At 67.8% G+C, this 14,646-nt stretch carries 8 protein-coding genes; 6 read left to right on the forward strand and 2 right to left on the reverse strand.

Annotated features, from left to right (window positions below):
• The first annotated feature begins 18 nt into the window (after positions 1 to 18).
• The 6 genes from ASG20_RS15615 (at position 19) to ASG20_RS15640 (ending at position 11,350) form a co-directional block, all read left to right on the forward strand.
• Positions 19 to 678, forward strand: coding sequence for an alpha/beta fold hydrolase (locus ASG20_RS15615; RefSeq protein ID WP_056054930.1), 660 nt, complete (start codon positions 19 to 21; stop codon positions 676 to 678).
• A gap of 32 nt (positions 679 to 710) precedes the next feature.
• Entirely contained in the window at positions 711 to 2,117 is a 1,407-nt protein-coding gene (locus ASG20_RS15620) for an L-serine ammonia-lyase (RefSeq protein ID WP_056054934.1), read from the forward strand.
• Positions 2,118 to 2,127: 10 nt separating this feature from the next.
• Entirely contained in the window at positions 2,128 to 4,164 is a 2,037-nt protein-coding gene (locus tag ASG20_RS15625; protein ID WP_056054937.1) for a M3 family metallopeptidase, read from the forward strand.
• The gene (locus ASG20_RS15630; RefSeq protein WP_056054940.1) at positions 4,161 to 5,222 is read left to right on the forward strand and encodes a PLP-dependent cysteine synthase family protein; all 1,062 of its coding nucleotides are present in this window, start codon (positions 4,161 to 4,163) and stop codon (positions 5,220 to 5,222) included. The genes ASG20_RS15625 and ASG20_RS15630 overlap by 4 nt, the downstream gene beginning before the upstream one ends.
• Before the next feature lie 7 nt (positions 5,223 to 5,229).
• Positions 5,230 to 8,769, forward strand: coding sequence for a hydantoinase B/oxoprolinase family protein (locus tag ASG20_RS15635; protein ID WP_056054943.1), 3,540 nt, complete (start codon positions 5,230 to 5,232; stop codon positions 8,767 to 8,769).
• A 277-nt stretch (positions 8,770 to 9,046) separates the two neighbouring features.
• Positions 9,047 to 11,350 (forward strand): glycoside hydrolase family 3 C-terminal domain-containing protein, encoded by a 2,304-nt coding sequence (locus ASG20_RS15640; protein ID WP_056054946.1) that lies wholly within the window; start codon positions 9,047 to 9,049, stop codon positions 11,348 to 11,350.
• A 233-nt stretch (positions 11,351 to 11,583) separates the two neighbouring features.
• Here the strand turns inward: ASG20_RS15640 and ASG20_RS19515 are convergent, their stop codons facing one another.
• Positions 11,584 to 12,669 carry a sialidase family protein gene (locus tag ASG20_RS19515; RefSeq protein ID WP_231420834.1) on the reverse strand — a complete coding sequence of 362 codons (1,086 nt, stop codon included), beginning with the start codon at positions 12,667 to 12,669 and terminating at the stop codon, positions 11,584 to 11,586.
• A gap of 6 nt (positions 12,670 to 12,675) precedes the next feature.
• Complete coding sequence (locus tag ASG20_RS19520; protein ID WP_056054949.1) at positions 12,676 to 14,490, reverse strand: DUF885 domain-containing protein; 1,815 nt, start codon at positions 14,488 to 14,490, stop codon at positions 12,676 to 12,678.
• Positions 14,491 to 14,646 lie beyond the last annotated feature (156 nt).

The following is a 14,646-nucleotide window of genomic DNA, read 5'->3' on the forward strand; positions in this document are numbered from 1 at the left end:
CGCTACCGGAGCTTCCGCATGATCCGACCGCGTACACCGTTGATGCTGCTCCCCGCGATGGGTTGCGACGGGCAGCTCTGGGCCCGCCAGATCGTCGACCTTGCCGCCGTCGCGCAGGTCGAGTTCGGCGACCTGTCGCAGGACGATACGCTGTCGGCGATGGCCGCGCGCGTGCTCGCCGCCGCACCGCCTCGGTTCGCGGTCGCGGGCGTCAGTCTTGGCGGCTACGTCGCGATGGAGATGGTCCGCCAGGCGCCCGAGCGGATCACGCGGATCGCGCTGTTCGGCACGCGCGGGTCGATGGACGTCCGTCCACGTACGGTCGCGGGGCAGGGGATGCTCGCCACCGCGCCGCATGCCGACCCGCGCCTCTCCGCGATCGTCAGCGGCCCCGCCCAGGCGATGGCTGATCGCGTGGGACCCGTCGTGTTCGAACGCCAGCAACGTGCGCTGCTCGCCCGCCCCGACATCAGCGAGGCGATCGCCGCGATCCATGTGCCCACCCTGGTCGCGGTCGGCGATCGCGACCGGATCTGCACGCCTGACGACGCGCTGTCGCTGAGTCTGCGGATTCCGGGTGCGCACTTCCACCTGCTGCGCGGCTGCGGCCATCTGTCGCCGCTCGAACGTCCGGGCGAGGTCACCGCGGTGCTTCGCCAGTGGTTGAAATCCGGCTGACATCGCCGCGTTGGCGGTGCATGGCGCAAGGCATGGACCCGCTGACCTTCGACCGCCCCGACGAGCGCACGCGAGCGCGGCCCGATTGCCACCAGGCGATCAGCATTCTCGACCTGTTCACGATCGGGATCGGGCCGTCGAGTTCGCATACCGTCGGGCCAATGCGCGCGGCGTGGTTGTTCGCCGATCTGGTCGCGGACGAGAAGCCGGTGGCGGTGCGGGTCGACCTGTACGGCTCGCTGGCGCTGACCGGGCGGGGGCATGCGACCGACAGTGCGGTGATGTTGGGGCTTAGCGGTGCGCAGCCCGAGACGATCGATCCGGACCTGATCCCGGTGCGCCTCGCCGCGATCCGGTCGAGCGGGCGGCTGATGCTCGCCGAGCGGGTCGAGATTGGGTTCGAGGAGAGCCAGCACCTCCTGTTTCATTCGAAGACCTTTCTGCCGGGGCATCCCAATGCGGTGACCTTCACCGCCTCGTTCGGTGACGGGCGCAGCGTCGAGCGGACCTATTTCTCGATCGGCGGCGGGGCGATCGTCGAGGCGGGCTCGGGGCCGGTGAAGGCGAACATCCTGTTGCCGCGGCCGTTCTCGTCGGGGGCGGAACTGCTCGCGACCGGCGATGCGACGGGGATGACGATCGCCGACATCGTCCGCGAGAACGAGATCGCGTGGCGGCCGGAGAGCGAGACCGATGCGTTCCTCGATGCGGTGCGTGGTGCGATGTTCGCGTCGATCGATCGCGGGTGTCGGCAGGGCGGCATCCTGCCGGGCGGGCTGAAGGTGCCGCGTCGGGCGAAGGCATTGTTCGAGGGGTTGCAGGCGCGCGATACCGCGGCCGATCCGTCGGCGGTGTTCGAATGGGTGAGCCTGTACGCACTGGCGGTGAACGAGGAAAATGCGGCGGGTGGCCGCGTCGTGACCGCGCCGACCAATGGCGCGGCGGGCGTGCTGCCGGCGGTGCTGCGCTTCTACGAGACCTTCACCAAGGACCCGACCGCCAAGGGCGCGCATGACTTCCTGCTGACAGCGGCGGCGATCGGATTTCTCTACAAGAAGCGCGCGTCGATCTCGGCGGCGGAGATGGGGTGCCAGGGCGAGGTCGGCGTCGCGTGCTCGATGGCGGCGGGGGCGCTGGTCGCGGCGCTCGGCGGGACGAACGAACAGATCGAGAATGCTGCCGAGATCGGTATGGAGCATAATCTCGGGCTGACCTGCGATCCGATCGGAGGGCTGGTCCAGATCCCGTGCATCGAGCGCAACACGATGGGTGCGATCAAGGCGATCAACGCCGCGTATCTGGCGCTGCGGGGGGACGGTCGCCATATCGTCAGCCTCGATGCGGTGATCGAGACGATGCGCCAGACCGGTGAGGACATGCGCTCGCAATATAAGGAGACGTCGCTTGGTGGCCTGGCCGTCAACGTCGTCGAATGCTGAAGGATTTTCCATGACTGCCCCGACGAACCCGCTTCTCGATACGCTGTCGCTGCCCCGTTTCGGCGAACTGTCGCCCGACCAGATCGCGCCTGCACTCGATGAGGCGATCGCGCGGCATGAGGCGATGGTCGAGGCGCTGACGACCTCGCGGCCGACCGATTTCGCGGGAGCGTGGCTGCCGTACGAGCGCGCAAATACCGATATCGGCGCGATCTGGTCGGCGGTGTCGCATCTGCACGGTGTCGCGGACACGCCCGAACTGCGCGCGGCGTATTCGGAGGGGCAGAAGCGGCTCGTCGAGAACGACATGAAGGTCGGGCAGAACCGCGATTTGTACGAGGTGTTCGTCGCGTTGAGCGTGTCGCCCGATTTCGCGTCGCTGTCGGATGAGGACCGGGTCGCGGTCGAGCAGGCGATCCGCGACTTCACGCTGTCGGGCGTGGCGCTGGAGCCAGAGGCGCGCGATCGGTTCAGCGAGATTTCGGTCGAGCTGTCGGGGTTGTCGAACGAGTTCGGCAGCGCGGTGCTCGATGCGACCGACGCTTGGTCGGAGCTGGTGACGGACGAGGCCGATCTCGCGGGGATTTCGGACGCGGACAAGGCGATGTTCGCGGATGCCGCCAAGGCGAAGGGACAGGCTGGCTGGCTGGTCACGCTGCAACAGCCGAGCGTCAACGCGGTGCTCACGTTTGCCGAGAACCGCGACCTGCGCGCGCGCATGTACCGCGCGTTCGCGACGCGCGCGTCGGACCAGGGGCCCAACGCAGGCGAGTTCGACAACAGCGCGCGGATCGCTCGTATTCTTGAGTTGCGGCACGAGGGCGCGAAGCTGCTCGGCTTCACCGATCCGGTCGCGTGGTCGCTCGAGACCAAGATGGCCCCGAATGGCGCCGAGGTGATCGCGTTCCTGCGCGATCTGGCGCGGCGCGCGACGCCGGCGGCGGAGCGCGACCTCGCCGAGCTGAAGACGTTTGCGGCCGAGCAGCTCGGGATCGCCGATTTCGAGCCGTGGGATGCGGGCTTCGTGTCGAACCGGTTGCGGCAGGATCGCTATGCGGTCGATGCGCAAGTGGTAAAGGCGTATTTCCCGGTCGAGCGGGTGATGGAGGGCTGGCAGACGCTGATGCAGCGGCTGTTCGGGATCAAGCTGGTCGAGCGCGACGACGTGTCGCTGTATCACGAGGACGCGCGGTTCTTCGACGTGGTCGACGAGAGCGGCACGGTGTTCGCCGGGCTGTATCTCGACCTGCATGCGCGCACCGGCAAGCGTGGCGGCGCATGGATGGCGCAGGCGCGGCCGCGGTTGCACGACGGCAACACCGTCACGGTGCCGGTCGCGTATCTCGTCTGCAACTTCGCGCCGGATGGTGGCGAGACGCCGTCGCTGCTGAGCCACAACGACGTGACGACGCTGCTGCACGAGACCGGCCACTGCATCCACCTGCTCTTCACCAAGGTGAACCGGCCGAGCATCGCAGGGACCAACGGGTTCGAGTGGGACGCGATCGAGCTGCCGAGCCAGCTGATGGAGGATTTCGCCTGGGACAAGGACGTGCTGACCGGCATGTCGGGGCACTGCAAGACCGGCGAGACGCTCCCCGCCGACCTGTTCGAGCGGATGGTCAAGGCACGGCATTTCCAGGCGGGGATGTTCATCTTGCGCCAGGTCGAGTTCGCGCTGTTCGACCTGCTGCTGCATCTCGGCACGATGGGCAGCGATCCGATCGAGGTGATCGAGGCGGTGCGCGACGAGGTAGCGGTGATCCGCCCGCCCGCATGGCACCGCTTCCCGCACGCGTTCAGCCACATTTTCGCAGGGGGCTATGCGTCGGGGTATTACAGCTATCTCTACGCCGAGTTGCTGGCGGCGGATGGCTTCGGAGCGTTCGCGGAGGCCGGGTTGGTCGATCGCAAGACCGGCGACCGGTTCCGCGAGGAAGTGCTTGCGCGCGGTGCGACACGGCCGGCGGCGGACAGCTTCCGTGCATTCCGCGGGCGTGACCCTGAGCCGACCGCGATGCTGGTCCGTCACGGGCTGCAAGGGTGACGAAGCGCGTCGACCGGCGCTGGTTGTCGGAGGCGGTGCGGCGGATCGAGGCGGACTATAACCGGTCCGCCGACACGCACCTGATCCGCGTCGACCTGCCGCGGTACCCCGGTATCGTCCTGTACCTGAAGGACGAGAGTTCGCATCCGACGGGCAGCCTCAAGCACCGGCTCGCGCGGTCGCTGTTCCTGTACGCGCTGTGCAACGAATGGATCGGGCCCGAGACGACGGTGATCGAATCCTCGTCGGGATCGACCGCGGTGTCGGAGGCGTATTTCGCGAAAATGCTGGGGCTGCGGTTCTTTGCCGTAGTGCCCGCGACGACCGCCAAGCCCAAGCTCGACGCGATCCGCTTCCACGGCGGCGAGATCCACATGGTCGACGATCCGCGCACCGTCTACGCGGTGTCGCACCGGCTCGCGGCCGAAACCGGCGGGCATTATCTCGACCAGTTCACCTATGCCGAGCGAGCGACCGACTGGCGCGGCAACAACAATATCGCCGAGAGCATCTTCGCGCAGATGGCCGAGGAGGAGCATCCGTGCCCGTCCTGGATCGTCTGCGGTGCGGGGACCGGCGGCACGTCGGCGACGATCGGGCGCTTCATCCGCTATTGCCGGCACGACACGAAACTCTGCGTCGCGGACCCGGTGCACTCGGTGTTCCATCGGCATTTCGAGGACCGCTCGGTGGTGGCGTTACCCGAAGGGTGCGCGTCGCGGATCGAGGGGATCGGACGGCCGCGGGTCGAGCCCAGTTTCGTGCCGAGCGTCATCGACCGGATGATCGCGGTCGAGGATGCGGACAGCATCGGCGCGATGCGCGCGCTGTCGGATCGGCTCGGCCGGCGCGTCGGCGGCTCGACCGGAACCAACCTCTGGGCGTGCGCGCAGATCGTCGAGGAGATGGCCGCGGCGGGCGCGACGGGCAGCGTCGTCACGCTGTTGTGCGATGGCGGCGATCGCTATGGCTGCACCTATTACGAAGACGCATGGCTCGACGATCGCGGGGTCGCGTGGACCGGGGCAGCGGCGCGGATGACGCAATTTCTGGGCTGAGTAACCGATGACCACATGGCAGTTCTGGATCGACCGTGGCGGCACGTTCACCGATGTCGTCGCGTGGCAACCGGACGGGCGGATCGTCACCGCCAAGCTGCTCTCGGAAGATCCCGAACGCTATGATGACGCCGCGGTCGAGGCGATCCGGCGGCTGACCGACGGGGCGGACGTGCCGCTCGAACTGCGGATCGGGACTACGGTCGCGACCAACGCGCTGCTCGAGCGCAAGGGCGAGCCGACGTGTCTCGCGATCACCCGCGGGTTTGGCGATGCGCTGCTGATCGGTCACCAGGAACGGTCCGACATTTTCGCACGCGACGTGAACCGTCCGCCGCCGCTGTTCGCACACGTCGTGGAGATCGACGAGCGGGTTGCGGCCGAGGGCGACGTGCTTCGACCGCTCGACGTCGATGCTGCGCGCGCGGGCTTGCAGGCGGCATTCGATAGCGGTTTGCGCGCGGTCGCGATCGTCCTCATGCACGGCTATCGCTTCACTGCGCACGAGGAGGTGCTGGCGGCAATCGCGGCCGAGACAGGCTTCACCCAAATCTCGGTCAGCCACCGCGTTGCGCCGCTGATCAAGCTGATCGGGCGCGGCGATACGACCGTCGTCGACGCGTATCTGTCGCCGGTCGTCGATCGCTATGTCGCGGGGCTTAGCGTGGCGCTGGGGCAGGGCGCGCTGTTCATGCAGTCGTCGGGCGGACTGGTCGACGGCGCAGGCTTTCGCGGCAAGGATGCGATCCTCTCGGGGCCGGCGGGCGGCATCGTCGGCATGGCCGCGACGGCTCGCGAGGCCGGGTTCGAGCATGTCATCGGCTTCGACATGGGCGGCACCTCGACCGACGTGTCGCACTACGCCGGGACATATGAGCGCGACACCGAGACGCTGATCGCTGGCGCCCGCATCCGTGCGCCGATGTTGCGGATCCATACCGTCGCGGCGGGCGGCGGCTCGATCTGTCGGTTCGACGGCGAGCGGCTGATCGTCGGCCCGGAGAGCGCGGGCGCGGTGCCGGGGCCGGCATGCTACCGCCGCGGTGGGCCGCTGACCGTGACCGACTGCAACGTGATGCTCGGCAAGGTTCGCCCTGAATTCTTCCCGGCGCTGTTCGGACCGGAAGGCAACCAGCCGCTCGATGGCGAGGCGGTAGCGGCGCGGTTCGCGGAACTGCCGCTCGATCCGCAGGTCGCGGCGGAAGGGTTCGTCGCGGTCGCGGTGGCGAACATGGCGAATGCGATCCGGACGATCTCCGTCGCGCGCGGGCATGACGTGACGCGCTACACGCTCGCCTGCTTCGGTGGGGCCGGGGGGCAGCATGCGTGTCTGGTCGCCGATGCGCTGGCGATGGACCGGGTGATGATCCATCCGCTCGCCGGGGTGCTGTCGGCTTACGGCATGGGGCTCGCCGATCGTCGCGTGCTCAGCGAGGCGACCTCGGGTGCTGCGTTCGCGGACTATGCCGCAATCACGCAGGTGCTGGACGGTCTGGCGGAAGCAGCGCGCGACGCCCTGATGGCGCAGGGCGTCACGGCGGACGACGTCCGGATCGAGCGGCGCGTGCATCTGCGGCGAGGCCAGACAGATCACACGATCGAACTCAATCTCGACGAACCCGAAGCGATGATCGCCGCATTCGATGCCGCACATATCGCGCAGTTCGGGTTCGCCAGCGAAGCGCCGTTGATCGCCGACCGAATCGTCGCCGAGGCGATCGCCGAGAGCCCGCCGATCGACGCCGCACTGGTCACGTTCCCTGACGAGCCCGCTGCGCCGCTGTCGGTGGCCCCCGTCTATATGGCCGGTGCATGGCACGACACGCCCGTCCTTGCCCGCGAAGGCCTCCCTGCCGGACACGCCATCGATGGCCCCGCACTGATCCTCGACAGCGTCTCGACCACCATCGTCGAGCCCGGCTGGCGCGCGCGCGTCGATCCTATCGGCAACCTGATCCTCGACCGGATCGCACCTCGTATCGGCGCGAGTATCGGCATCGAATCCGATCCCGTCCGGCTGGCGATCTTCGCCGGTCTGTTCATGAGCATCGCCGAGGAAATGGGCGCCGCGCTCCAGCGCTCCGCCGCGTCGGTCAACATCCGCGAACGGCTCGACTTCAGTTGCGCGCTGTTCGACGCGCACGGCAACCTCGTCGCCAACGCGCCGCATATCCCGGTCCATCTTGGTTCGATGGGCGAGAGCATCCGCACGATCATCGACGCGCGCGGCGGCGGCGCAGACGGCCGCGGTATCCGTCGCGGCGACGCCTATGCGCTCAACGCGCCGTATCGCGGCGGCACGCACCTCCCCGACATCACCGTCATCATGCCGGTGTTCGCAGATGATAGCGACGCGCCCGCGTTCTTCGTAGCCGCCCGCGGCCATCACGCGGACGTCGGCGGCATCACCCCAGGATCGATGCCGCCCGAAAGCCGCTCGGTCGAGGAAGAAGGCGTGCTGCTAGACGACGTGCTGGTGGTCGACGAAGGACGCTTCCTCGAAGCCGAACTCCGCACGGTGTTCGCCAGCGGCCCCTATCCAGCGCGCAACATCGACCAGAACATCGCCGATCTCGCCGCGCAGTTGGCCGCCTGTACGCGCGGCGCGACCGGTCTCACGCGGCTGGCCGACGAATACGGCACCGACGTCGTCACTGCGTACATGGAGCACGTCCAGGCCAATGCCGACGCCGCCGTCCGCCGCCTGATCGCGACGCTCGACGATGGCGCGTTCGCCTACGAGATGGACGATGGCGCAATCGTGCGCGTGGCGGTCCGCGTCGATCGCGCGGCCGCGACGATGGAGGTCGACTTCGCCGGCACCAGTGATCAGCGCCCGACCAACTTCAACGCCCCCGTCTCGATCGTCCGCGCGGCCGTGCTCTACGTCGTCCGCGCGCTGATCGACGAGGCCGTCCCGCTCAACGACGGCTGCCTGTGCGGCGTGACGATCCGCGTGCCCGAAGGCTCGATGCTCAACCCGCGCTACCCGGCTGCGGTCGTTGCCGGCAACGTCGAGACGAGCCAGGTCGTCACCGACGCGCTGTTCGGCGCGCTCGGCGCGATGGCCGCCAGCCAGGGGACGATGAACAACTTCACCTTCGGCAACGACACGCACCAATATTACGAGACGATCGCCGGCGGCGCGGGCGCGGGCCCCGGCTTCGACGGCGCCTCGGTGATCCAGACGCACATGACCAACAGCCGCCTGACCGATCCGGAAATCTTCGAAACGCGCTTCCCGGTACTGCTCGAGGAGTTCTCGATCCGCGCCGGCTCGAGCGGGGCAGGCGCACACCACGGCGGCGACGGGGCGACACGGCGCGTGCGGTTCCTCGAGGACATGACCGCCTGCATCCTCGCCAACCGCCGCCGCGTGGCCCCGTTCGGGGTGGCGGGCGGCGAACCGGGAGGGCTGGGCTCGGCAACCATCGAGCGCGCGGATGGCGGCATTGAGCACCTGGGCTCTACTGCCAAGGTCGACATGCACGCAGGCGACGTGTTCGTGATCGAGACGCCCGGCGGGGGTGGCTTCGGCGAGGCGTGACCGCACCCGTGCGACGCGTGGGAGAAGGACTTTCGACTGATGGCGAAGACCTTCGCCGACGTTCGGTGGAGCTTTGCGCGTACTTCTGCTCCCATCCCTGAAAGGGAGGGGCAAGGGGGTGGGTAGGTCGGCTCGTGTCGCCGACGTCACACGGTTCGGAAACCCACCCACCCCCTTGCCCCTCCCTTTCAGGGATGGGAGACCGGTACGACGGCTGGTTGCGGTAACGCGACGAACGCGGCACAAACGGCATTCGATCAGCCTGAAAGTGAAGCCCATGACCGCATTCCGTTCCCGCGCCCTGTTCGTCCGATTGCTCGCGGGATCGGTTCTCGCGATTGCCGCTCCTGCAACTGCGCAGACGACCAACAACGCGCCCGGTGCAGCGGCGGCGAAGACCGCGGCCCCCAAGGCGCGGCCGTGGATGAACACCAAACTCAGTGCAGATGCGCGCGTCGAGATGCTCCTCAAGGAGATGACGCTCGACGAGAAGCTGCAGCTCACCTTCGGCTATTTCGCGACCAACGCCGACTGGCTGAAGACGCCGGTCAAGAACTGGGTCTATCCGAAGGACGGCCTGCCCGCGTCCGCCGGGATCGTCCCCGGTATCCCGCGGCTCGGCATCCCCAACCAGTGGGAGACCGATGCCGGCGTCGGCGTCGCCAGCCAGCGCGGGCCGACGCCGCGGCTGCGTACCTCGCTGCCGTCGGGGATCGCGACCGCGGCGACCTGGAACCCCGAGCTAGCGCAGGCCGGCGGCGCGATGATCGGCCGGGAGGCGTTCCTGTCGGGCTTCAACGTCCAGCTTGCCGGCGGCATGAACCTGACGCGCGAACCGCGCAACGGGCGCAACTTCGAATATGGCGGCGAGGATCCGCTGCTGGCCGGTGTCATCACCGGTCATGAGATAAAGGGCATCCAGTCGCAGCACGTCGTCTCGACGATGAAGCACTACGCCTTCAACGGCCAGGAGACGAACCGCAACAACATCGATCACAAGATCGGCGAACAGGCGGCACGCCAGTCCGATCTGCTCGCGTTCGAGATCGCCAACGAGGTCGGCCAGCCCGGCTCGGTGATGTGCTCGTACAACCGGGTGAACGGCCATTACGCGTGCGAGAACGACTGGCTCTTGAACAAAGTCCTGAAGCGCGACTGGGGCTTCAAGGGCTACGTCATGTCCGACTGGGGCGCGACGCATTCGACCAGCGAGGCCGCGAATGCCGGGCTCGACCAGCAGTCGGGCTGGGCGTTCGATCGCTCGGCGTATTTTGCGGATGCGCTGCGCGAGGCGGTCAACAACGGCCACGTCAGCGAAGCGCGCGCGACCGACATGGCGCGCCGCGTGCTGTGGGGAATGGTCTCCGTCGGGGCGTTCGACACCGTCGTGGCGGGCGACCAGGCGACCAAGATCGACTACGCCGCGCATGCCGCGGTGACGCGCGCCGATGCGGAGGAGGGCATCGTTCTGCTGAAGAACACCGCGGGTCTGCTGCCGATCGCCAAGTCGGCCAAGTCGATCCTGCTGATCGGCGCGCATGCCGATGTCGGCGTGCTGTCGGGCGGTGGATCGTCGCAGGTGTACTCGCACAACGCGCCGACCAACGGGCTGGTCGTGCCCGACGAATTCCCGAGCGGCTTTCCTGGCCCCAAGACGTATCACGCGTCGTCACCGATGAAGGCGTTGCAGGCGCGGACCGGCGCGAGCGTGACGTATCTCGACGGCAAGGACGTCAAGGCGGCTGCCGCGGCGGCGCGGAATGCGGACGTCGTCGTCGTGTTCGGCGAGCAGTGGACTGGCGAGTCGTTCGATGTCCCCGACCTGAACCTGCCGGCTGGCCAGAACGCGCTGATCGACGCGGTCGCGCGTGCGAATGCGAAGACGGTGGTCGTGCTCGAAACCGGTGGTCCTGTCGTGATGCCGTGGCTCGGCAAGGTCGGCGCGGTCTTGGAGGCGTGGTACCCCGGTACGGCAGGCGGCGAGGCGATCGCGCGCGTGCTGACCGGCGAGGTCAATCCGTCCGGGCATCTGCCCGCGACGTTCCCCGCGTCGCTCGCGCAGACCCCGCGGCCCAAGCTCGAGGGCGATCCCAAGCTCGACCGCGATTCGCATCCGATGGGCAATTACGACATCGAGGGCGCGGCGGTCGGCTACAAGTGGTTCGACAAGACCGGCGCCAAGCCGCTGTTCCCGTTCGGCTACGGCCTGTCCTACACGAACTTCGTGATGACCGGCCTGACCGCGGCGCCCGCGGGCAAGGGCATCAAGGCGGACTTCACCGTTCAGAACACCGGCGCCGTGCAGGGCAAGGCGGTCGCGCAGGTCTATGTGTCGGGCGCGGGCTGGGAAGCCCCAAAGCGGCTCGGCGCATTCCGCAAGGTCGATCTGGCCCCCGGCAAGAGCCAGACGGTGTCGGTGACGATCGACCCGCGCCTGCTCGCGACGTTCGACGTCGCCAGCGGCGGCTGGAAGATCGCTGGCGGCGACTACAAGGTCATGCTCGCCACCTCGGCGACGGATATCGTCCAGACCGCAACGGTCCGCGTGGCCGCGCAGACGCTCGACGCCCGGGGACGCTGAGGGGGTTCGGCGCGTATCCTGTTCGAGTTAGGGGTATCGCCATTCAGCTTTACGCGCCAGATCTTCACCGCCGTCATGCCGGGCTCGTTCCGGCATCCACGGTCCCGCATAATCGCGAGATTTTGGTTCGCGGAACGGTGGACCCCGGAACCAGTCCGGGGTGACGGAGGTCGTGGTGTGACACGTGCCCAAAGCTGAACCCCGAGACGTCCAACCACCGGTTTCCGTCCAGATCAGTGCAGGCGGCGCGGGTCGACCACGACGTATTTTATGTGCTGGCGATCATAGGTGTAGGTGATCCGGACGAGCCCGTCGCGAGTCTGGATCACCGCGGGATAGGCATAGCCGTCGGGAAGCGGTTTGCTTTCCAGCGTCAGCACCGGATGCCAGCGCACGCCATCGTCCGACAGCGCTAGATTGAGCGGCCAGCGCGGTCCGTCGCCCGGACGGTCGGGCCAATGACCGCTGTGATTGTACACGATCAGCTGTCGCCCATCGCGCAGCGTCACCGCATCGGTGCCCGCGTTCGGGTTGGGAAGGTCGATCGCGGCGAGCGGCGACCACGTCCGGCCGATATCCTTTGACCAGCTCATCGCCAACGCCCCCTGCCGCGTGCGCGCGACGAGTTCGAGCCGGCCGTCGGGGTAGGACAGCACGCTGGGCTGGATCCCCTCGATATGCATCGGCGAGGGGATCGGCGGCTCGACCGTCCAATGCGCGCCGCGATCGGTGCTGCGTTCCATGCGGAGCGACCAGCGATTGGCCTCCGCGGTGCCCTCCTCGCGGCTCGACGGCGATAGCCAGCTGCCATCGCGGAGCACGACGGGCTTGTTCTTGATCGGGCCGAGGACGCCATCGGGCAGGCGCTCCGGCTTGCCCCAGCTTCGGCCGTTGTCGGTCGAACGGATCATCATGCCCCACCAGTCACGCGGGTTCGGCCCGACCTTGTAGAACAGGCGGAGGTCGCCGGGGGCCGGCTGGAACAGCACCGGGTTCCAGGTGGGAAAGCGGCGACCATCGGCACCGATCCCGCTCGCCACCGGCTCGGGCGCGGTCCAACCGTCGCCCACCCCGCCGCCGTTGCGCGACGTCCAGATGCGGACATCGGCATTGCCTTCGCCCGATCCGGCGAACCAGGCCGCCATCAGGCTGCCGTCGGCGAGCTGCACGATCGTCGACGCGTGCGCCTGCGGGTAGGGGGCGTGCGCATCGATCAGTTCGGCCTCGAGGATCGGATCCGATGCGGCTGATCGTGCGGCAGTGTCGGGAGCGCCAGCCCCCGACAGCAGCGCTGCCAGCCCGATGATCGCCGCCTTCACGGGGACTTACGCCCGCCTGCGGATCGCTGCGATCCGTTCGTCGACGCGCCGTTCGAGGATGGTCAGCGGCATCGCACCTTCGAGCAGAATGTCGTGGAACTGCTTCAGGTCGAACCGGCTGCCGAGCGCCGCCTTCGCCTTCATCCGCGCGCGCGTCCAGGCCATGTGGCCGACCTTGTAGCTGCACGCCTGTCCCGCCTGCGTGCAATAGCGCTCGACCTCGCGCAGCGTCCGCGGTCGCGCGAAGCCAGTCGTCGCGACCATATAATCGGTCGCCTTCTCGCGGCTCCACTGCTTGGCGTGGATGCCGGTATCGACCACCAGCCGCGTCGCGCGGAACAGGAACGACTGGAGATAACCGGCACGTTCCAGCGGCGTCGCATAGGCGCCGAGTTCGTCCGCCAACTGCTCGGCATACAGCGCCCATCCTTCCGAATAGGCCGAGAAGAAGCCGATTTTCCGGAGCGTCGGAATGTCCTTCGACTCTTGCGCGAGGCTGATCTGGAGGTGATGCCCCGGCACGCCCTCGTGATAGGTGAGCGACGGCAGCGTGTATTTCGGCCAGTCGCCGACGTCCTTCAGGTTGACGAAGTAGATCGCCGGGCGGCTGCCATCGAGCGAGGCGCGGTTGTAATAACCGTTGGCGGCGCCGTCCTGGATCTCGACCGGGACCGCGCGGATCTCGAGCGGTTGCGTCGGCACGCGCGAGAATGCCTCGGGCAGCTTGGTGTACATCGCCTTGATGCCCTCGTTCAGCCCGGCGATCAGTTCGGTGCGCCCTTCCGCGGTGTTGGCATAGAGCTGGTCGGGCATGACGTTCAGCTTGGCGAGCCGCTCGCCGACGGTGCCGGTGGCGTAGCCCTGCGACTTGAGGATCGTGTCGAGTTGCGCAGTGATCTCCGCAACCTGCGCCAGGCCGATCCGGTGGACCTCGTCGGGGCTCATCGTCGTGGTGGTCGCCTGGTTGAGCGCCATCGCATAGATCGCGTCGCCGTTCGGCACGCGCCAGATCCCGTCGCCGGGCTTGGTGGTCGGTTTCAACCGCTCGATCAGCGCGATCTGACGGTCGAGCGCGGGATAGACCTTGTCGTCGACGATCTTGGCGGCGCGTGCCTGCCAGTCGCCGGTGAGGCCCTTGGCGGCGGCGCGCTTGACGAGCGACTGGACGATGCTCGACGTCGCCGCCGGCTGGCCGCGCAGTTTGCGCATCTGGCCGAGCGTCAGGTCGAGCGACCAGCCGGGTGCGAGCAGGCCGCGTGCTGCCTCGGCTTGCTGCATCGCGCTTTCCTGGTCGAGGACGGTACCGAACTGGTCGAGCCGCGCCAGATACGCCTCGGCATCGGGTGTCGCCGCGATCGTATGCGCGGTGTTGAGGAAGTCGGGCACCTGGAAATAGGCGCCGCCCTGCTGGAAGATCCGGTAGGGGCGGATCGGGCTGTCCATGCCGAATTTTTCGGGCGCCGCGATCTGCGTTTCGAGCGAATAGCGGACGACTTCGAGATTCAGCTTGGCGGCCGGCGAGAGCCCTGCTCCGTCATAGCGCGCAAGGCTCGCGATCGCGGCCTTGGTCTCGGCGACATCGCTCGCGCGCTTCTCGGGAGTCCGCGGCGAGAGCTGGCTCTTCAGCGCTGCCAGCGGCCCCTTGTCGAGGCCGAGCGACGTCGCGAGCTCGGGCGATCGCGCGACGCTCTGCTGGAAGATCCGTTCGAAATCAGCGTTCAGCGTGGTGTCGCCGGTGGGTTTCGAGAAGGCGGCTGAGGGCAGCAAGGTGGTCGCGAGCGCGGCGACACCGCCCGAAGCGAGAAACTGACGACGATCCATGACGAACTCTCCCGTGATATGTCGTCCATCGTAGGCGAACAGGACACGGCTTTGCCAGTTGCATGTCGACCGAATCTCATCGCGATCGCGGGAACCACATCTGACGCTGGAGGTTCAAACAGGGAGACCGGCGGTGTGGTTGATCCACCCCCAACG

It is taken from the genome of Sphingomonas sp. Leaf198 (assembly GCF_001424005.1).
Taxonomy (GTDB): domain Bacteria; phylum Pseudomonadota; class Alphaproteobacteria; order Sphingomonadales; family Sphingomonadaceae; genus Sphingomonas.